The organism is Streptomyces sp. APSN-46.1 (assembly GCF_022815725.1).
Lineage (GTDB): Bacteria > Actinomycetota > Actinomycetes > Streptomycetales > Streptomycetaceae > Streptomyces.
In genome coordinates, this window is sequence record NZ_JALGRF010000009.1 from 55,387 (window position 1) to 75,744 (window position 20,358).

A 20,358-nucleotide genomic window follows, 5' to 3' on the forward strand; every position below is an offset into this window, starting at 1 on the left:
ATCCCACTCAGCAGCAGATCACCAGCTTGAGCCTCGCAACGCGCGTCGCCGATCCCGACCGGCGTGTTCGGAGCCACAGCCCCGACTCTGTGCGGCGCGTGTCCCTCCAGAACATCGCCGAACCCCCGCAAGCAGTCGGTGTCACTGCGTAACCTCGATGCCATGGGGGCAACTGCACAGGAATCATTACCGGAGACCGACCGTGACGATGCGTGGCAGCGGCTGAACGCATACGCCTACCTCAGTGCGCCGGAGCGACTTGAGTACGTCGCCGTCATGCGCGTCTTCTGCGGCACCCTTCTCGCCGACCTCGCGGTGCCGGACGTACTGGCGAAACTGGCGGGATCCGGCGGGCCGGCAGCCCCGTTAGACGCGGAGACGCTTACCGCCCGGCTAGAGCGACTGGTGCACTGGGGTGCCCTGCTTCGAAGCAGTCACTCGGTAAAGGCGTCGAGCATCACCGAGTACCAGCGATCCCGGTCCCGGTACCAGCTGTCGAAGCTGGGCGAGCGCATCCAGCGGGACGCCGACGAGGTCCTGGCCGGGGCGGATGCGGCCCGCGAAGTGAGCAGCGAGCTGCTGGCGCTGGTTGAGCGCGGACTGCGCGAACTGAACGAGCTGGTCCAACGACCCGGAGGGGTAGAGCCGCAGGACGCGCTGGAACGAGTCAGCACGCTGTTCGTTCAGTTCACCGAGTTCGCGGACTCCGTGCGGGACTTCTACGCCTACCTCGGTCAGGTACTGGCGCGCTACGACCTGGACAGCGCCGAGTACCAGGGCTTCAAGGAACTGCTGCTTGACTACGTCGAGGCGATCAGGGAGGACGTGGCCTTCCGCGCTCCTCGAATCGCATCGGTCCTCGACCTTCTGTGGCCGCACCTCCCTGGCCTCTTGGAACGCCTCGACGCCCACGCCCTCGGTTTGTCAGGGGTTCCGAGGGGCAGTGGCCGACCCCAGGTCCGGGTGCAGCGCAGCCGGGGCCGGGAGAAGGCCGACTGGGAGGGGCTCCGCGGCTGGTTCACCGACGTCGACGGGCAGGGAAGCCAGGTCGATCAGCTGCGTGATGCCACCATGCGCGCGCTGCAGTCCTTGCTGACCAACGCCAAGCGGATGCTGCGCTCGGCCTCGGGGGAGATGTCGAGGCGCAAGGACCTCCTTCGGCTCGCCCGATGGTTCGACGAGGCAGCTCCGGAAGAAGCACACGACATCGCGGTCGCTGCCTTCGGCCTCTACGGCGCCCGTCACCTGGGTGTCCCGCCGGCCTCTGACGAGGCGGTTCCCGCGTACACCAGTTGGTGGAACGGCCCGGTCGTCGAGGTGCCGGTGGCGCTTCGCGAGCGGGGCAGTCGCGCTCAGCGAGGCCGGGCGTCGGCCATGGAGAACCACTCGGCGCAGAAGCGGCACCTTCAGGAAGTCGCCCGTGCACAGGCCGAGGCCAGAGGGGCGGCCGCAGACGAACTGCGTAGCGCTGCGGATCGCTTCGCAGACGTACGCCTCACCTCGGCCGCCCTCGGCCTGCTACTGGAACTGCTGGCGACAGCACTGGGGAACGCTCGGCTGCGGCGCACTGGAGCTGGAGACCTGGACGAGGCACAGGAGTTCGGCCTGGAGTCCGCACAGAGCGAGGATGCCGAGCTCGGCATTCGACTCACCGTACGTCGTTCCTCCGGTGCGAAGACCGTGCTGCACTCCGTCGACGGCGACCTCGTGCTGGACGACCTGGAGCTGGAGATCGGACGTGCGGCCGGCACGGCCGGACGTGAGGTCGAGGTGAGTGTGTCGTGACGCTTCCTTCGGCACACGACGTGGCCCTGGCCACCGAACGCCGTGCTGCTGGACGGCTGCTACTTTCCCACCCTTTGGTGACGTCGGTCGGCCCCTACGCAGACTTGTTCCCCCTGATACGACGGCACGCCGACTGGTTGGTTAAGCGGTTCCAGCAGGTGCTCGGCTACCGGCTCCTGGTCGACACCTCCTATGCCCGGCTGTTCAAGGCCGGATTGGGTGCCGGCGCAGGGCACCGACTGGAGCGATCCACCGGTACCGCCTTCACACCACGTACCTACTCGTGTCTCGCGCTCGCGCTTTCCGTGCTGGTGACCGCCCCGGAACAGATGCTGCTTTCCCACCTGGTCGCCGACATCAGGGCCGCAGCGGCCGACGCAGGCGTGATGCTGGAGGAAACAAATCGGGCCGTGGAGAAGCGGACTCTGGTCGCCGCCCTACGCCAGTTGATCAACTGGGGTGTCCTGACGGAAACCCACGGCAGTGTGGGCTCGCTCGTGCAGGAGGAAGGCGGCGAAGCCCTGATCACGGTGGACCGGGAGATCGCCCGGATCATCGTTTCCGGCCCTCTCACGCAGAGTCTTGATGGGGCCGACCTGGTGAGGCGGGCGGCTGACCCCGGGTTCGGCGGTTCCCGGACATATGTGCGCCGGATGCTTGTGGAAACGCCCGTCGTGTACCTGGATGAGCTGACAGATGCCGAGAGGGACTGGCTGCGGACCAGGCAGCGCCGCGAGGCCCAGGCATTCTCCGAGCTTCTGGGACTCGAGGCCGAGATTCGCGGCGAGGGCGTGGCGCTGGTGGACCCTGAGGAGGAGCTGACGGACTTGCATCTGCCCGGCACCGGAACCGTGGCCCAAGCCTCGCTGCTCCTGGTGGAGGGCCTCGTGGAACGGCTGCGGCCTGCCGAGCCAGGACACCCGGCAACGGGAGGACAGCTCGTCATCGGGGTCGCCGTTCCGGACGGCTTGGTGGATGAGCTGCTGGCCGAGCTCATCCACGAGTACGGGCAGCGCGGCAACTGGCAACGCGACTACCTGGAGGATCCCTCCTCGCTGCGGAAGGCCGCTCTGGACCTGCTGAGCAGGATGCAGCTGGTGGCTCCCGCGAGCCCGCTCCGTTCCACGGGTCACGGATTGCCCGAGGGATACGAAGACACGGTCCCGGAGGGCCGCTCCGTGACCGACGTGCTGGGCGCCCGCGCTGCCTGCACCGACTGGATACTCCTCGCCGCGGCCGCGCGCTACGCCACCCACGTCACCGAACGCCGGCCCGCCGGAGCAACACCCGGCATCGAATCACAGCAGGAGCTGCCGCTATGACCCCGGGTGCGAACGGCTCCATCCCCCTTCAGCGATCCGTCACTTCGGCCGGCACGCGATTCCGCCTGCACCGCGCAGGCATCCTCAACGTCTGGCAGTACGACGAGCAGGAATTCGACCTCGGCGACGGACGACTGCTACTGCGCGGCAAGAACGGCGCAGGCAAGTCCAAGGCGCTGGAGATGCTGCTCCCGTACCTACTGGACGGTGACTCCCGTGCGCTCGACGCCACGGGTACGGGTCGAACCAGCCTCGTCTGGCTGATGCTGGACGGCTTCGAGCAGACGAATCGCCTCGGATACCTGTGGGTCGAGTTCCACATGACGACGGACGACGGTGTTGACCGATACCTCACCCTCGGGGCGGCGATCCGGGCATCGAAGTCGACGAAGAAGGCCGTGCCGGTCTTCTTCGTCACCCCTCTGCGAGTCGGCGAAGACTTCCGCCTGGCCGAGGCAGGCAGGCCCCTGCCAGTCGATCGCCTCAAGGAGACCGTCGGCGCGGAGAACATCACGGACCGTTCCGTCCAGCACCGCTCGCGGGTCGCCCGTGAACTGTTCGGCATCACCCACGCAACGCGGTACCGCAATCTCACACAGCTCCTCCATCGGCTGCGACGTCCCACCGTCGGGGACCGGATCGAGTCCGGCGGGCTCGCCTCCCTGCTGAGCGAGACGCTGCCAGGGCTCGACGACGACGTAGTGGAGAAAGTGGCACGCAACCTCCACGACCTCGACGCCGTTCGAGAGGAACTCGGCCGCCTGGAGCGTACCGATCGGGCCCTTCGCACCTTCCTGGGCGACTACCGCGGCTATCTGTCCGGAGTGCTGCTCAGGACCGCGAAGAAGGTGGACGAAGAACTGGACGCTCTGGCGCAGCGACGCCTGCAGGCCGGAGACGCATCGAAGCAGACAGGCGCCCTGAAGGGACGGGAAGCCGAGGCTGAAGCACGTCTGAGCGCGCTGCGCGAGGAGGAACAGGTCGCCCGGACCGAACTCGACGCCCTGCGTGCGAGTAGCGCGTACCGGAGTTTGGAAGAGCTGTCCGAGCGCCGGACCACGGTCAGCGCCCTGGAAACAGCGGCCGGAACGTCGTTCGCCGCGCTCACCAAGGCGCACGACACGGAAGAGGGGGCGGCAGACCGCCTGGCCGAGGGCATCGCACATCTAGGTGAACGCCTTGGCGAACTAGGTACAGATCACCGCGAGCTCGTGGTGCAGGCCGAGAAGGCGGGACTTCCCACAGGGCATCTCGGCGAGACTGTCGGCCTGCCCCGAACGGATGTGGCCGGAGCTTCGACGGCGGAACTCACGGGACCTGACGCACAAGTCCACATCGTGCGGCACCACCAGGTGATCGCCGTGGACGCCACGGCAGCGGAATCCGCCCTGCGGTCCTGGCAAGGACAGCTTGAGGACGCTGGCACTGTGGTGAAGCACCGAACCCGGAGGGTCCAAGAGGTCGTCCGCCTGGTCTCGCAGGTTGTTGAGATGCGAGGGCGGGCAACTGTTGCGGATGCCGAGCGTGAGCGGCTAGAAGGGGAGGCGGAGGATGCTGCGGGCCGCTTCGAAGGACATCGGGAGAAGGTAGCCGAGGAGAGCGGGGGCTACCTCCGTCGGGTGGAGGCTTGGCTGGAGCACGTCCGGGCCGTAGCCGGCCCGGACTGCCCTCCGTTGAATCCCGTCCGTGCGGCGGTCGCCTGCGAGACCTCGTCGGAGGCCCCCTTCGCGGAGCGGGTGCTGCCACCCGACATCGACGCGCAGGCGAAACGGACCGCCCTGACGGTGCTGGAGCCGTACAGTCTGCAACTGACCGACCAGCGGGACACCCTTGCGCTGCGCGTCGCCCGGCTCACCGAGGAACACGACCTCCTGACCAGAGAGAAAGAGGAATGGGAGCGGCGAACCGATCCGGAGCCGCCAGTCCCATACCACCGCACCGCCGAGCGCGATCCAAGCACCGGAGCGCCCTTCTACCGGCTGGTGGACTTCGCTGACGGCCTGTCCCCCACCAACCGGGCGGGCCTGGAGGCAGCGCTCGAAGCGAGCGGGGTTCTGGACGCCTGGGTGACTTCTGACGGAACCCTCCTCGATCCCCTGACTCGAGACGTCCTGCTCCAGCCCGGGACCGTACTGCCGGACGGCTCGACTCTGGCCTCCGCGTTGCGCCCCACCCCGCTTCCGGACAGCGGCATCGCCCCCGAACGGGTCCAACGCCTCCTGGCCGCCATCACCCTCGCCCCGGCCCAGGACGTCGCCGCCACCAGCTCGGTGTACTACGACGGCAGCTGGCGCCTCGGTCCCCTCCGCGGCCGCCATTGCAAGGACGGTGCCGAGTACGTGGGCGCCGTCGTACGAGCCGAGACACGACGCCGGAAGATCACCGAACTGGAAGTACGGCGGGCGGAAGCGGAGAAGCTGCTGTCCGACTACCGCGCACAACTCGACGGGCTCGACTCCATCCGCCGGGACCTGGCGTCGGCGGAACACGACTTCCCTCGGCCGCAGTCCCTCGCCCACGCCTGGCACGAGCTCGACTCCGGGGAGAAAGACCTGCGGAACTTGACTGCCAAGGCTACAAAGGCAGCACGCCTGGCCGAAGAGGCACGTACCCGGGCCGTGGCCGCTCGAAGCGAAGCAGAGGCAACCGCGACAGCCCACGACCTCCCCACCGAAGCCGACGCCTTGGAAAACGTACGAATCGCACTCGCAACTCTGCTCGGCGGCATTGGAGGCATGTGCCGGGCCATCCGGGGCGTGGCCGACGGGCTGGGCAGGCACCGGGCTGATCACACCAGGTACGCACGAGCCCACCGCGAGCGCCTGGAGGCAGCGGAAGGCTACGGTGTCCGACTCGGTGAACTGCGCAGGGCCCAGCAGGACCTCCGCACCCGCGAAGAAGCCATCGGCTCCTCCGAAGAGGAGATCCTCGCCCGCGAAGAGGAAACCAAGCAGCGCATCGCGGCCGCCACGGAGGCGCTGCCGGGAGCCCAACGGGGACATGACGACCTCCGTGACCATAGGGTCCGCGCGGAGGAGGACGAGAAGCGAAGTCGCGAATTGCTGCTGAAACAGCAGACGGCTGTCATCACCGCGGGAAGCACCCTCCGCGGTGCAGTCGGTCGTCCGGAGGTGATCCGTGGCGCCGGGCTGGACCGTTCTTCCCTGCCCGCACTGCTGTTGGACGACCCCGGCGCGGACGTCCGTGACCGCATCCGGTCCCTGCGCGAGCTGGCCGATGCAGTGCGGGGCGGCCTCGACCGTTCGAGGAAGGAGGTTTCGGACAGCGCACTCCTCAAGGGGCACACGGCACTGCGCGACCAGTTGGCCGGCGGGTATGACGCGCAACTCGAGGAACTCACCGGGATCAAGATCTGCCGTCTGGTCGATGACCACGGTCCCCATGACGTCGCCGTCGTCGGTGAACGCATCGCTGACCGGGCCGCCGAAGCCCGCGGACGGCTCACCGAGCGTGAGAGCGAGGTCTTCCAGCGCTTCCTCACCGGCGAACTCGGTGACCACTTGTCTACGCAGGTCGTCACCGCCGCCAGCCTCGTCTCCGCCCTGAACGACACTCTGAAGACCGTGCGGACCTCACACGGCCTCGGCGTGGAGCTGCAGTGGAAGCTGGACGAGGACGTCGACTCCGACGTGCGGGCAGCCGTCGAACTACTGCGCAGTCCTTCGAGCCTGCGCACCCGTGAGCAGGGCGAGCAGCTCCGCGAGGTGCTGCAGCGCCGGATCGAGGATGCCCGCCGGACCGATCCGTCAGCCGGGTACGCCGCCCACTTGCGCACTGCACTGGACTACCGCGACTGGTTCCGCTTCCACACCTTCGTGGTCGAGGACGCCGTCCCCGGCCGCAAACGCAAGCTCACCGGACGCACCGGACTCAGCCAGGGCGAACAACGCGTGCTTTCCTACCTCGTGCTCTTCGCTGCAGCCGCCGCCCACTTCACGACCCTCGGCGAGTCCGCACCGCACGCTCCCCGGCTGATCCTCCTGGACGACGCCTTCGCCAAGGTCGACGAACCCACCCATGGCAGGCTTGGCCGCATTCTCGTCGACCTCGACCTCGACTTCGTACTCACCAGCGAGAGGCTCATGGGCAATTGGCCCGAGGTGCCCTCCCTGCACATCTACGAGTGCCTCCGCGACCCGCACGCCCGCGGGGTCGCCACCTTGCACTACACCTGGAACGGCCGACACCGGCGCCTGGTGTCCGTATGAGCCGGCTCCCCGCCGCCACACACGACTGGCTGGCCGGGCCCGGCCTCGTTCGGCTCTGGGAATCGGCGCGCAAGCGCCTGGAGGGCAACGGCCTCCGGGCCACCGGCTCGGTGCGGCTGTCCAGACTGGAAGTACAGGAGAGGAACGACCTGTCGCTCCTGCTCGGTAAGCCAATCACGGGGGCCGCCGCGACGGTGCAGCTCGACTCACTCGACACCCGGCTGCGGTCCTCGGCCGCCGGCCTCGGTCTCAGGGACGTACTCCAGGAACTCGGACCGACGCTCACCGATCGCCGCGCCGCTCGGACGCAGGCCCAGGCACGGCGCGATCAGGTGTGGTCCTCACTCGCCTCATCCCTGGAGCGATGCCAACTCACCAACGAGGATTGGGCCTGGCGATGGTACGACGGGCTGCGCCGCACGGGCGTACCCAACGGTGTAACACCCGCAACAGCGGTTCGTACCCTCCAACAGGCGGTCCACGTCCTCACCCTGCTCTTCGGTCCCGGGCGGGCCAGCGCGTGGGGGCGGGGGGACCTCGCCGCCGAAGCAACCGGATCGGCCCACGGCCTGGACGACGGGACCTGGCTCGCGCGCCTTGTCCAACGGGGCATAGCCCTCGCCCACGACACCGAGCTCCCCGACGACGCAGCCGGACGCCGCGCCTTGTGGCGGCTCGCATCCGTCACGCCGGACGAGGTCTCCAGCACGGTACTCGCCTACGGTTTGCGCCCCGACGGCGGAGGCTGGCGGGAACGCTCCCTGTACGAACGAGCGGTCCATCACGTGGAGACCCACCTCACCCTGCGCGACTTGCACGCGCTGCAGCTCTCGCTGCCGGCTGGCACCCTCATCCGCATCTGTGAGAACCCACGCGTGGTGGAGGCCGCAGCCGACGCTGCCTGCGCACAACCTCTGGTGTGCACCTCGGGGAGTGCCGCGACGGTGGTCCTCACCCTCCTCGATGCCCTCGCCGCCACCGGCTGCCGCTTCGCTTACCACGGCGACTTCGACTGGCCGGGCATAGCCCTGGCCAACCGCGTGGTCCACCGCTATGGCGCCGAGCCATGGCGGATGGGCGCCGAAGACTACGAGCAGCTCGCCGCGCGCACCCAAGCCCGCAATGTCCCACAGCACCCGCTCACCGGCCCACCGACCACCGCGGACTGGGATCCGAGCCTCGCCCCAGCCATGGCCGCGCTCGGCATAGCCCTGCACGAGGAAGCCACACTCGACCTGCTCGTGGCGGACTTGGCGTGAACTCTGTCGGAAAAGTCCTAGCTGCCTTCCCAAACATGCAGCCATCGAAATCATTCGAGCCCCAGACTCCCAAGCATCCGCCCGTGATGCCGACCCAACGTCGTGACACGGCACGGGTGGCAGTTGCTCAGCCGCAGCACCGTTGTCAGTGGGGTAGGACAGCATGAAGCCGTGGACTATGACCTCACCAAGCTCGGCCCTCGCGACTTCGAGCACTTAAGCCAGGCTCTGGCATTGCACGTGCTCGGGCCTGGGGTAGAAGTATTCGGCGACGGCCCCGACGGCGGGCGCGAAGCCTCCTTTGACGGCCTGCACGAGTTTCCTTCGGCAGACGCCCCCTGGCGGGGATATGGGGTGTTGCAGGCCAAGTTTCGCCAACGGCCGGAAGGGGCCGGCGACGATGGCAAGTGGCTCATCAGGCACATCACTGCCGAACTGAGGGCATGGGGCAACCCCCAGTCAGGCAGAGCCCTGAACGGAAGGATGCCCGAGTACATCCTTTTCACAACGAACGTAGTGCTGTCTTCCAGCCCCCGCTCCGGTGGGATTGACCGCGTCGAAGAGGCGATCGCACAGGAGGTGCAGAAGCTAGGCCTGCCACTGAAGGGCTGGGCAGTCTGGCACTACGAGAAGATCTGCCGCCTCCTCGACGACCGGCCAGGCCTGCGCCGGACCTACGCCCACGCCGTCACGTCCGGCGATGTGCTCTCGACGCTGCAGGATGCACTTGCGGAGGGCTGCATCCACGAAGCAGGCCCTGCCGCAAGCGCACCAGTAGGGCTGCCCAAGGAACTGCGCTCTCTCATCGGGCGTGAGGCAGAAATTCGTCAAGGATTGCACCAACTGGCGGCGGAGGGAGCTTCGGACAGGCGCTTCGTAGTGGTCACCGGCCCGCCGGGAATCGGGAAGAGCGCTCTCGCGCTCCACCTCGGGCGGCTCAGCGCAACGAAGTTTCCTGACGGTCAACACCACGTCGACCTGTCACCGACCTTGCCCGGCGACAGCAGCAACGATCTTGTTCCAGAACTGTTGCGCGCGATCCGGCGGCCCGGCGAGGCTCTGCCAGAGGACCGACAGCAACAGGCGGCCCTCTTGCGCGCCACACTGACCCAGCTGCAGGTCCTGATCTTCATCGACGACGTCCCATCAGAGGCGGCACTCCTCGAACTGCTTGGCATGGATGGCCCCTTCGCTGTGGTATGCACCAGTCGCGCGAAACTGAGCGGGCTGACCGGCCTGGTCCACTTCATTGAGCTCGGTCCCCTGTCGGTGGAACAAAGCCGCGAACTGATCGAGGCTGTCACGGACTCGCCCAGGTTGTCCGACCAGCAGACCAATTCGCTGGCAGACGCATGCGGCGGCCATCCGCTGGCGTTGCACATCGCGGCCGCCCACCTGACGCGCCGCCCCCGGATGAACGTGGATGAGTACCTTCTGGAGATTGCCAGCCCGGACCACGGACTTCAGGCATTGACTACAGGCCAGACGGCTCTCGAACCGGTCATCGAGCGAAGCTTCGCGGCTCTGAACCCCGATCAGGCGACGCTGCTCGAGTCTCTCGGCATGCTGCCTCACATCTCCATCACCCCTGATGTGGCTGCCGCGGCACTGGTCACCTCTATGTCAGACATCGATGACTCAGCCGTAAGGCGCGCCGCCCAGCTGCTCGACTCACTGTTCGAGCTCAGCCTCATCGAGCATGTCGGCGATGAGCGGTACATGTTCCACGAGGTCCTGCATAGATTCGCGCGCCTTCAGTCGACCACGGCCGTCCAGGGGCGCCGCGAGGCCGTGATCAGCCAGACCTGCTTCCTGCTCGCATACAGGTCCCGCTCGGCAACCCATGCGATCGGCTTCGTGGATGAAGCGGCAAGCCTTCCCGCTGACAGCAATGCGTCAGCTCTTCGCTTGTTGGAGGCCGACCGGCCTGGAGCCGTCGCGATGACGGGACTTGCCCATCAGCATCGCCTCTGGAACCCCCTCGTCGTGCTAGCAGGAGAGATCACTCCATGGCTGCGCCACGGCAGTCACTGGAAGGACGTTGCGCGCGTCTACCAGTTCGTACTCGACGCCGGTTCCGCATCCTCTACACAGAACTGGCAAGCCACGGCGCTGCACAACCTCGGGACAGCCGCAGCGCACCTCGGGGATACCGCGGCGGCGGCCGACTTCTACGAACGCTGCGCACGTACGGCCTACGACGCTCAGGATCCCTATCTCGCCTTCCTTGCCCAGCTTGGGCTCGCCGGACTTCTGATCAACCTGGGGCGTGCTCAAGAAGCCATTCCACTGCTCCGACAAGGCCTCGGCTTCTGGAGACTGGTCGAGGACAGCGCAGTCCTCGCAAGGGCTCTCAGGGACCTGGGCACCGCGTATCGACTCGTCGGCAAGATCCGCCGTTCCGACCACTACTTTCGCAACAGCAGGCGCGTGTCGCAGCGTATCGGGGAACCACCCTTCATCCGAAGCGAGTTCGGCACGATTCTGCGCACACGGAGCGCCGCGGAGGCCGCGCTGGAAGCCTGCCGCGACATCGAACGGGCACGGGCTGTGGGAAACCCAGAGTGGGAAGCCACAGCCATGCTCAGGCTCGCATCGGTCCTTCCGACAGACCGGCCGTCCTCGGCCCCTGAGAATCCACTTGAGGCCGCGCTGGACATCTATCGGAGGACGGGAGACGTACGCGGCCAAGTCCGGACGCTTCATCTGCTCGGCACGGAGGCTGCCGAAGCGGGACAGATCCAGGAGGCAGCCCAGTATCTCAGCGAGTGCGCTCACCTCGCCGAGGAGATCGGCGACATCGAGCGAGGCGCGATCGCCTTCGCCTACCTCGGGTCCTACTCGGGCGGTGTGGGCCGGCAGGAAGAGGCCGAGGCATATTTCGCCGACGCCCAGAACATGGCTCAGGCGACCGGCAGCCCGCTAGTACTGGCACAAGTCCACGAGCGACAGGCCAACTACTACCGGCTCCAGGGGCGGAACGACGAGGCTGTGTCACTCCTGGACCGGGCGGTTCGCCTGATGGAGGATACCGACGAGGTCGGTGGACTGGCCCAGGCCAGGGCCGCTCTGGGCGAGGCCTTGGTGGCCGCCGGACGGTGGCAGGAAGGCGCACGGGTCCTGCAAACCGTCCTGTCGGTGATGTCCGACGGGGCATCCCCCGAAACCCGGGCCCAGGCTTATCGATCCATCGGTGTCCTCTACTCCCGCCGCGGCCTGCCTGCGGAGGCGGCGTCGGCGATCACTCGGGCACTCGCCTATTGCGAGGACGCCCGGCATCAGTCCGGAATCATGCAGTGCCGCCTGGCGCTGGGCAACCTGCACGCCCGGCAGAAATCATGGCCGGAGGCCTTGGAGGAATACCAGGCAGCGGCAGAGATCGCCTTTGCGCGCAAAGATCTACATGTGCTTCTCACCGCCCGCAGCATGATGGTCACCTGCCGCCTCAACGGTGAGGACGCTACCGAGGCCATCGAAGATGGTCGCCAGCTCATTCCGCTGGCCGATCAGCTGGGAATGCGCACAGCCAAAGCGGCCCTACACTCCAACATCGCCTCCCACCTTGCCAGGAATGGGCACCACGAGGAGGCAGCCGAGGAATTCGGCATGGCCTTGACCATCGCCGATGAGCTGGCGGATCACGCCTTGCGAGCGTCCTTCCTGCAGAACCTCGCCCGTTCGCGTATGGCCCTGGGCGACATGACAGACTCTCGAGATCTGGCACGCGACGCCTTTGCCGTCCACCAGCGGCTGGGCCAGTGGTCCGAGGCCGGCGAATCCCTGCTGTTTCTGGTGCAACTGCACCACGCCGTCGCGCCTGACGAGGAAGACCCGCCCATGTCGGAACTCGTGGGAGCAGGTCAGCGGATCGACCGACGCATCTTCGCCGCCGTGTGGGCATTGGCGCGCAATCAGGCGGAGGACGGCCACGGCACCGTGCCGACGGTCCCGACCGTCGGGCGGAGGATCAACATTGCGGACAGCATCCGCCGAGAGCTACGCGGCGTCGACCTGGAGTCTCTGGCCTCTAGCCTCCGAAACACCCGAAATTGGTGCTTCGCTTGCAACCTGCCGATCGAGGAGACCGGGGACGCGGAGCTGCTCCTGCTGCGCACTGGGGAAACAGACACCGTTCGGGTGCGCCTGGCTCACTCCCACTGCGTGACGTCGGATGTCATCGAGATCAAAGACCAGGTCCACGAAGAACCCCAGGAGAACTTCGAAATCGAGTGCATCCTCTTCGGAGGGGACACAGCCGGAGTGATCATTGACTGCTACGGCGGCTTGGGAATCGACAGACAGGACGGCAAGCTTCGTGACGTACTGCTGGAACTCTTCCGCGGCGTCGGCTTCGTGGATCTGCAGCCCTTGATCGTCAAGGCTAGCGGTAAGCCAGTGGACCTGCGCGACATCGCCGATGTCGACTGCATTCGAGCCCACTTGAACGGCGCCTTCCTGACCATCACGGGACCGGCCGGTGTGATCCTCGGCCGCGCACCCTTGAGCTTCCTCCCTCAGTGGTACGAGAGGGCCCGCGAAGGTTCCCTGGTCGTGGTGCTCGGCAGGAACCTCCAAGGCATGGCAGCCGACGATCCGTCCTACCTGGTGCGAGCCATTGCGTTGGGAAAGGCGGTCGGCGCCACTGTCGCATTGACAGTGGCACAACCCAGCCGCAACGGCCCATGCGTCTGCGCTCCTAGGACCGGACGCAAGTTCAAGAGATGTTGCGGGAGGCGAAGCGAGGCATAGAGAACGCAGCGGCCGTCGGCAAGGAAACATCACGACGGCCGCCGGGGGCTTACCAAGTGAAGGGGCGTGTGGGTTCTGGATGCACTCGCCTCTGCTGGTTTCGCCGGTTCTATCAGTGGATCAGACCTACCTGCTTCATGACTTCCTCGGCGCTGGGTCGATCCATCCGACAAACCGACTCGTGCACGCGCCACTCGCCCACTACGTTGCGTTGCACGACTTGCTACCTGGATCACGCTCCCTGCTAGCGGCGAAGTACCTTCGGACCGCCTGTACAGACGATTTTCGCAGGTCAGCGGTGTGAGGGCGACGGCTTCAAGAAGATTTCCGCCTGGGCCGCCATCCTCTTCGCCCCCACCCTGGTCGGCACCATCTACGGCTTGAACTTCGAGGAAATGCCGGAGTTGAAGTGGGCAGGCGGCTACCCCTTCGCGATCGTCCTGATGGCGGTGGTCAGCGTCAGCCTCTACGTCATCTTCAAGAAGTGCTATCACCGGCGTCCCGGTCCGCTTGGACGGCGAACTCGTCCGATCACGTACCGTCGCCGGGCGCGGCGCCGGTGTCCACGCGGAAGCCGAGCGCCCGCCCGGCTGCCACGGAGATGCCGAGCAGCGTCTCGTGGCTCGCGGCAGGTACGGAAAACGCATGCTCGGCGGCGAAGGAGAGGAACTCTCCCGGCAGTTCGAGGTTGTACGTGTCGACGTACTTGGGGAGATCGGCACGCCAGACGAACCGCCCGTCGGACAGCAAAGAGGAACCGCCGGCCACCGTGAACGATCCTCCGATGACGTCCCGCGTCGTTTCCATGATGTCGAAGATGGGGTAGCCGGATTCGAGGTACTTCTTGATCTCCGCCTTGGGGTACGGAGCCTCGCTTCTCACCTTGTCTCGAATGGACTCGTGAAAGACACCCTGAGGTTCAGGCTGCATTTCACGATAAAAGCCGACCATTTCCATCAGGGTCTACCCTTCAAGCATCGGGAGGAACACCCTCCAGTAGCCGCCGTTGTCAACCTGTGGCACCTGCCCGGGCCCCAGGAGCGGGTTCGTTCCGGCCCTGTCCGTCGGCGCCCTCACCGTGGTTCCGAGCTCGTTGGCTATCCGCTGGGCGGTCCATGCGGCGTCCGAACCCGAGTGGCACACCATGAGCCTCAGAGGCCCACCATTGTAGTGGGGGTTGTTCCTCACGGCGTCCACGAGCTGGCCTGCATTGACGTCACCATGGGGCATTTCCAGGAACCCGCTCCTGCTGCCATGGGCCACGACGTCGTGTTCGCCGGCGTTCAGGACGTTCTGGAAGTTGCGCGTGCTCGGCCCGTCGGACCCGATCAGTGTTGCCGTCGGGCCGTGCGTGACGGGATCGCCCGCCGGGATCGCATTGTCCTCCATGTAGTCCATGACGTCCGTACACGAAAACAGCCCCATCGGGTCCGCCAGCCTGTGCGGATTTCTGACGTACGTCGTGGGATTCGGCGCCGGAGATATCCCGAGCGGGTCCGGGGACGCGTAGCGTCCCGATTCCGGGTCGTAATAGCGGAAGTAGTTGTAGTGCAGCCCGGTCTCGGGATCGAAGTACTGTCCGGGGAAGCGGATCGGCGTGTAGGCCGTGCTCGACGCCGCCCACGTCGTCGTTCCCCACACGGTGGTGCGCGTGTGCCACGCCAGTCGGCCCGACTCGTCGACGAGCTCCCTCGGGGCGCCCACCAGGTCGGTGACGATGGAGAAGAAACGCTCGTCGACCGCCGCCTGGGGTGCGTCCGCGGTGAACCGGCGTTCCGTCTGGGTGAGGGGGCGCAGACCGTGGTGGTCCCAGGAGAGGGCGATGCGATCGCCGTGCCCTGAATCTTCGATGGACTGCTCGCAGAGCGTGTCACCGTCCCACGTGAAGGTGATCTGCTCCACCACGGTCGTGCCGTCGTCGGCGAGGCGGCGCTTGGCGGTGCGGCGGCCCAGCGCGTCGTAGGAGTACCGCCAACGCGTTCCGTCGGGGGTGGTGACCGCCGTGAGGCGGTTGTCGGCGTCCCATGTGTAGTGCCAGGTGTCGGGCTTCCGGGAGAGCCGCGTCACCTGGCGCAGGGTGGTGCGGCCCAGTGCGTCGTACTCGTAGCGGACCTTGCCGGCCCGGGTGAGGGTCGTACCGGAGTAGTCCCGGGTACCCGTGGCTTCCTGGCCGGGGTGCGAGGCCGGCCAGGAGGCCTCGGTCTGGTTGCCCGACTCGTCATAGGCGTACCGCTCGGTCCAGTCGGCTGCCCGGACGGCGGTGACGCGGCCCCCCGGGTCGAGCTGGAACGTCTGCGGGCCCGACAGCTCATCATGGATGCCGATGAGGTTCCCGTCGGCACGGTAGGCGTAGTCCCGCCGCTGGATGCTTCGGCCCGCGCCGGTGACCTGCTGGCTGCTGAGACGGCCGCGCTGGTCGAACTCGGACGTGAGGGTGACCTCGCCGACATGACGCGCGATCTCCCGGCCCGCCACGTCATGGTCGAAGGTGAGGGTGCGACCGGCGGTCGTCAGCAGGGAGCGGCGGCCCGCAGGGTCGTAGGCCCAGGCGCTCACCGCCCCCGCCGGAGTGGTACGGCCGATGCGTCGGCCGAGTTCGTCGTACGTGTACTGCACCGTACGGCCGTCGACGGTCTCGGACCGGAGGTGACCGTTCCGATCGCGGAGGTAGGCAACCCGGGCGTCCGCGTTGACGGCCTCCGCGAGCCGGCCGGAGAAGTCGTACGCGAACGTGGAGACGGCTCCGTCGGCGTCCTTGGTGACGATGCGGTCGAGGTCGTCCCATGCGTAGCGCAGGGTCTGGCCGAGCGCGTCGGTACGGGCCGTGATCCGGCCGACCGCGTCCCGCTCGTAGGTCAGAGGCCGGCCGTCGAAGTCGGTCTCGGATACGAGGCACCCCGCGGCGTCGTACTCATAGTCCCAGGTGGCTCCCTGCGCGTTGCGCACCTGGACCAGCTGGAGCTCGTGGTCGTACGTGAACGCGTAGCGCATGCCGTCGGTGCCCGTGCGGGCGACCACGAGGTCGAAGTGCGTGTACTCGAAGCGGGAGACGGCGCCGACGGCGTTCGTGTGGGTGAGGCAGTTGCCCTCGCCGTCGTAGGTCCACGACTCCTCGCTGCCGTCCGCTTCGATCCGGCGGGCGAGCCTGCCCTCCGGTGTCCAGAAGAGGCGGGTCGTGTTGCCCAGGGGATCGGTGAGGACGGATGTGCGACCGAACGGGTCCCTGGTGAGGCGAGTGGTCGCCCCGAGCGGATCCGTGATCTCGACCGGGAGACCGGCCGCGTTGCTGCTGATGCGGCTCGTGTGGCCCAGGGCATCGGTGATGCCCGTCAGGCGCCCCGCCTCGTCGTACGTGTAGCGGGTGACGGCCCCGGACGGATCGGTCACGCTGGTGCGGTTGCCCCGCGCGTCGTACTCCTGGCGGATGGTCGTCCGGTCGGGGTTGACCACCCGGGTCGGGAGCCCGAGCTCGTTGTACTCCGCCGTCGACTCGCAGCCGTCGGGGCGCACCGTCCCGGTGAGTCGGCCGAGGAAGTCGTACGAGAAGCGGTGGGTCCGGCCGAGGGCGTCGGTCCGGCTGAGGAGCCGGTTGTACCGGTCGCGTTCGTATCGGGTGACCGCACCGAGGGGGTTGACCTCCTGGACGATCTGGTGGGCCCCGTTGACGACGTACCGGTGGACGGCTCCGCCACCCGTGGTCGTGGTGGTGACGCGCAGTCCGGTTTCGGGGTCGGTGCCGTCGTAGTCGATGCGCACGGAGAGGTGGCCTTCGACGCCGCCCTGAGCCGTGCACCGGTCCCGGTCGTCATAGACGTAGTCGTAGCGGCTGCCGTTGGTGTCGGTCCACGACGTGACCCGGGCCCGGTCGTCGTAGGCGAAACGCAGCGGCTTGCCGGAGGAGTTGATCACCTCGGTCAGGTTTCCGCCGTCGTAGCCGTAGCGGCGGATCTCCTGGGCACTGCCGTCCGGTGCGCCGCCGGCCAGGTGCAGGGCGGTGATGCGGCCTGCGCTCGTCGTCAGGTCGAGTCGGTATCCGGCACTGTGGACGATGCGGGTGGGGCTGCCTTCGGTGTCGTACTCGAAGGCGATCCAGTTCCCGTGCCGGTCATCGATCTGCGCGAGTGGGGCGAGACCCCCAGGGCCGGCCGTGAAGTGCCGGACCCGGCCGGTCTCAGGGTCGCTGACGGTGTAGTCGTCCCCGGCACGGTCCAGCGGCCAGCGCGGGCCGTGACTGGGCAGGACGGGAACACCCGGCGCCGGGTGCGGGTAGGCCAGCAGCAGACCGTCGTCACACACGAAGACGACTCCTTCGGAGTCGATCTCCAGGCGCTGGTCGGCGGTGGACGACCAGGACGGGCCGAACCAGCGGCCCGCCCGGTAGTCGGACGCCGCCCGGCGGCGGAAGACCAGCGGCAGGACACCGGGAAGCACGATGTCCCGCTGCGGCAGGTACATCACGCCGGTCGCCAGGTCGATCGGGTCGGTCGGCCCGTTCTCGACCGCGTCTTCCGTACGCGAGGACCTGGCCGGTTCGTCCGCGCCCTTGCGGGCGGCGCTTCGGGCGGCGTCGTCCGCACCGTGCTTGATGCTGTTCTTCAAACCGGCGGTGGCGATGGTCTTGATGCCGCCGGCGCCCTTGGTGCCGATGAGTTCGGGAATGAGCCGGCCGATGAATTCGCTCGGGTCGCCCTTGGCCGCTTCCCACGCGCTCTTCAGTGCCCGGTCCGGATGCGCCGCAGTGGACGCCAGCCCGGCCAGGGTCATGTTCAAGTTCTTGTAGTACTCGGCGGGGTGGGTGATGTTGTACGGGTCGAGCGGGTCCACCGAGCGGACGAAGTTGGTGATGCCCACGACGCCCTTGACGACACCGCCGCTCAGGTGCAGCATCTCCACGCCCTGGCCCACGCCCCAGTCGACGAAGTCGAGCTTGGCCCGGTCGGTGGCCGACGGCATCGCCGGTGCGTGCGCCAGCGCGGCGGTCACCGCCTTGTTCGCCGTGTCGGCCGCCTCGTTGCGCTGGCGGCGGGCGTCGTCCAGGATCTCCTGCGCCCGGTCCCGGACCGCGCCACCCGGATCGGCCGGGCACTCGGGCCTGGGTAGCGGATTGTCGCCGGTGCGCGCGTCCTCGTAGGCGGCCACCTTCTTCTTGTAGGCGTCGGCCGCGTTCTTGGAGGCCTCCTGGCCCTGCTTGTAGAGGTCGATGGCCTCCTTCGCCCTGCCCTGCGCCCACGTCACCGTCGTGGCGTACGTCTCCAGGGCCTTGGCCGCGCCCTCGAAGGCGTCCGCCGCGTGCAGCCAGTCCGTGGGCAGCGTCTGGAACTTCTCCCGGAAGGCATCGGCCGCCGCGCCCTTCCAGTGACTGGAGTCCAGGCCCTTCATACCCTGGCCCACCGAGTCGAAGGCGCTCTTGAAGTCCCGCAGGTTCTTGACGCTGGCGTTGATGTCACCGACGTTGCCGTGGATCAGCTCGTTGGCCTCCTCGGTCTGCCCGAGCTGCTGCTCGCCGACCTTGGCGCCCAGCGAGGACGCCGTACGGTCGCCCCAGTCCTCGACCGAATCCGCCCAGTCCTCGGCACCGACGTACTCCAGACCGCCGCCGACGACGTCCGTGGCCTTGTCGACGCCCTCACCGACCAGCTTCTTGCCGGCGTCCCATCCGTCTTCGAGCTTGCCGAGGCCCTTGTCGACAAGCCCCCCGAAGTCCACCACTTACTCGCTCCCCCACACCGGCTGCTTCGCCCGGTCCACCGCTTCCTGCGTCGGCTCCAGCGTCTCGCGCAGCTTCTCGTCCATCAGCGCGCGTTCCTTCTCGCCGAACACGCCCTGGTTCTGCATCGCGTCCAGCAGCCCGTCCTCGACGTCGTAGCCGGTGTCGCGCCAGGTCTGCTCGACCTCTTCCTGGGCCTCGGAGAACGACTCGCCGCTCCAGTCCGCCCCGTCCCACGCGTGCTGGTCCCGGATCTCGTCCCAGTCCTTGGCCTTGACCTCGTCCTCCGACAGATGCGGGTTGCCGTTGATCCCGTTCACCGCGATCTTGAAGGTGTCCTTGATGTACTGCTCCTGCTCGCTGATCGCGCCCGCCGACAGGCCGACGGCCTTCGCGAAGCCGTTGCCGCGCATCATCAGCCCGCGCACGCCCCACTCCCAGCGCTCGCAGAACGTCTTGAACCCCGACGCCAGGCTCTCGTGGCCCAACTGCATCCCGGACAGCGACAGATCCGAGAAGCCGCGCCCGGTGGACGCCTGGCCGATCATGCCGAGGTCCTTCAGCTCGCCGTGCGCCTTGTCGATGCCGCTCGCTATCAGCTTCAGCGCCTCCGGAGGAACATCCAGATCCGAATCAGAACCGCTCACCGCTCACCCCCGAGGTCCAGGTCCACCACTGCCGAGTCCGGCACCACGCCCGCAACCGGCGGGAACAGCATCCCGTCGGCACTGCCGGCATCGAGCGCCACTCCCGCGGGCACCCCCAGCATCGGCACCATCACGTCCAACAGCCGCGCCCCGAACACCGAGTGGTACTCCCATTCCCGCCCCGCGTCACCCTGCGCGGCCGCGAACCTCGCCAGCGCCTCCTCGTCCGAGAACGCGCAGATCCACCGGACCCCGCCCTGCTCGGCCGTCCACAGGCTGCCGTACAGGTCGATCGGCACCAGCACCGCCGTACGCCGGAACTCACCCAGCAGCACCGCGAACTCCCGGCGCCGCGCCGCGACTTCCCGGTCGTCGACGGGCGCCGTGGCCTTCGCTTCCGTCACGGTGGGCGCCATAACCGCGTCAGCCAGATCGGCCAGCCGCATGGGCTGCCTAGGCTGCGGGTTCGCTCCCCCGCGGCTCTCCCCGTTCATCGTCACGAAAAGGATCATCACATGGTCAGTTTTTCGACTGCAATCTCAGGTTGTGGCCCGGCGCCGCAGCGCGCCTGCGGAAGTGGCCGAATTCAGGCGGCTCACCTCGGGCTTCCGTCCCGGGTCTTCCGGCCATCAGGTCCAAACTCCAGTATCGCAATCGTCC

The 20,358-nt window shown here is 67.5% G+C and carries 9 protein-coding genes and 1 pseudogene; 6 read left to right on the forward strand and 4 right to left on the reverse strand.

What is annotated here, in order from left to right:
- Nucleotides 1-162: 162 nt before the first annotated feature.
- From MTF65_RS22340 to MTF65_RS22365, 6 genes and pseudogenes are all read left to right on the forward strand, one after another.
- Entirely contained in the window at nucleotides 163-1,785 is a 1,623-nt protein-coding gene (locus tag MTF65_RS22340) for a TIGR02677 family protein (RefSeq protein ID WP_243630681.1), read from the forward strand.
- The gene (locus tag MTF65_RS22345) at nucleotides 1,782-3,107 is read left to right on the forward strand and encodes a TIGR02678 family protein (protein WP_243630682.1); all 1,326 of its coding nucleotides are present in this window, start codon (nucleotides 1,782-1,784) and stop codon (nucleotides 3,105-3,107) included. Before MTF65_RS22340 ends, MTF65_RS22345 begins: the two co-directional genes overlap by 4 nt.
- Nucleotides 3,104-7,336: a TIGR02680 family protein gene (locus tag MTF65_RS22350; protein WP_243630683.1), complete on the forward strand. Its 4,233-nt coding sequence runs from the start codon at nucleotides 3,104-3,106 to the stop codon at nucleotides 7,334-7,336. Before MTF65_RS22345 ends, MTF65_RS22350 begins: the two co-directional genes overlap by 4 nt.
- Nucleotides 7,333-8,595 carry a TIGR02679 family protein gene (locus tag MTF65_RS22355; RefSeq protein ID WP_243630684.1) on the forward strand — a complete coding sequence of 421 codons (1,263 nt, stop codon included), beginning with the start codon at nucleotides 7,333-7,335 and terminating at the stop codon, nucleotides 8,593-8,595. The genes MTF65_RS22350 and MTF65_RS22355 overlap by 4 nt, the downstream gene beginning before the upstream one ends.
- Nucleotides 8,596-8,766: 171 nt before the next feature.
- Nucleotides 8,767-13,344, forward strand: coding sequence for an AAA family ATPase (locus MTF65_RS22360; RefSeq protein WP_243630685.1), 4,578 nt, complete (start codon nucleotides 8,767-8,769; stop codon nucleotides 13,342-13,344).
- Between the two features lie 314 nt (nucleotides 13,345-13,658).
- A pseudogene (locus MTF65_RS22365) lies at nucleotides 13,659-13,829 on the forward strand (CorA family divalent cation transporter); the annotation flags it as partial.
- A 46-nt stretch (nucleotides 13,830-13,875) separates the two neighbouring features.
- Here MTF65_RS22365 and MTF65_RS22370 read toward each other — a convergent pair.
- Genes MTF65_RS22370 through MTF65_RS22395 form a run of 4 tightly spaced genes read right to left on the reverse strand, consistent with a single transcriptional unit; the run spans nucleotide 13,876 to nucleotide 20,114 of the window.
- A complete protein-coding gene (locus tag MTF65_RS22370; protein ID WP_243630686.1) occupies nucleotides 13,876-14,301 on the reverse strand; it encodes a hypothetical protein in 426 nt (141 codons plus the stop codon).
- A gap of 6 nt (nucleotides 14,302-14,307) precedes the next feature.
- Complete coding sequence (locus MTF65_RS30330; RefSeq protein WP_308407203.1) at nucleotides 14,308-19,053, reverse strand: putative T7SS-secreted protein; 4,746 nt, start codon at nucleotides 19,051-19,053, stop codon at nucleotides 14,308-14,310.
- Entirely contained in the window at nucleotides 19,054-19,698 is a 645-nt protein-coding gene (locus MTF65_RS22390; RefSeq protein WP_243630687.1) for a hypothetical protein, read from the reverse strand. It abuts the gene before it with no gap.
- Nucleotides 19,695-20,114 (reverse strand): SseB family protein, encoded by a 420-nt coding sequence (locus MTF65_RS22395; RefSeq protein ID WP_243630814.1) that lies wholly within the window; start codon nucleotides 20,112-20,114, stop codon nucleotides 19,695-19,697. Before MTF65_RS22395 ends, MTF65_RS22390 begins: the two co-directional genes overlap by 4 nt.
- Between the last annotated feature and the right edge of the window lie 244 nt (nucleotides 20,115-20,358).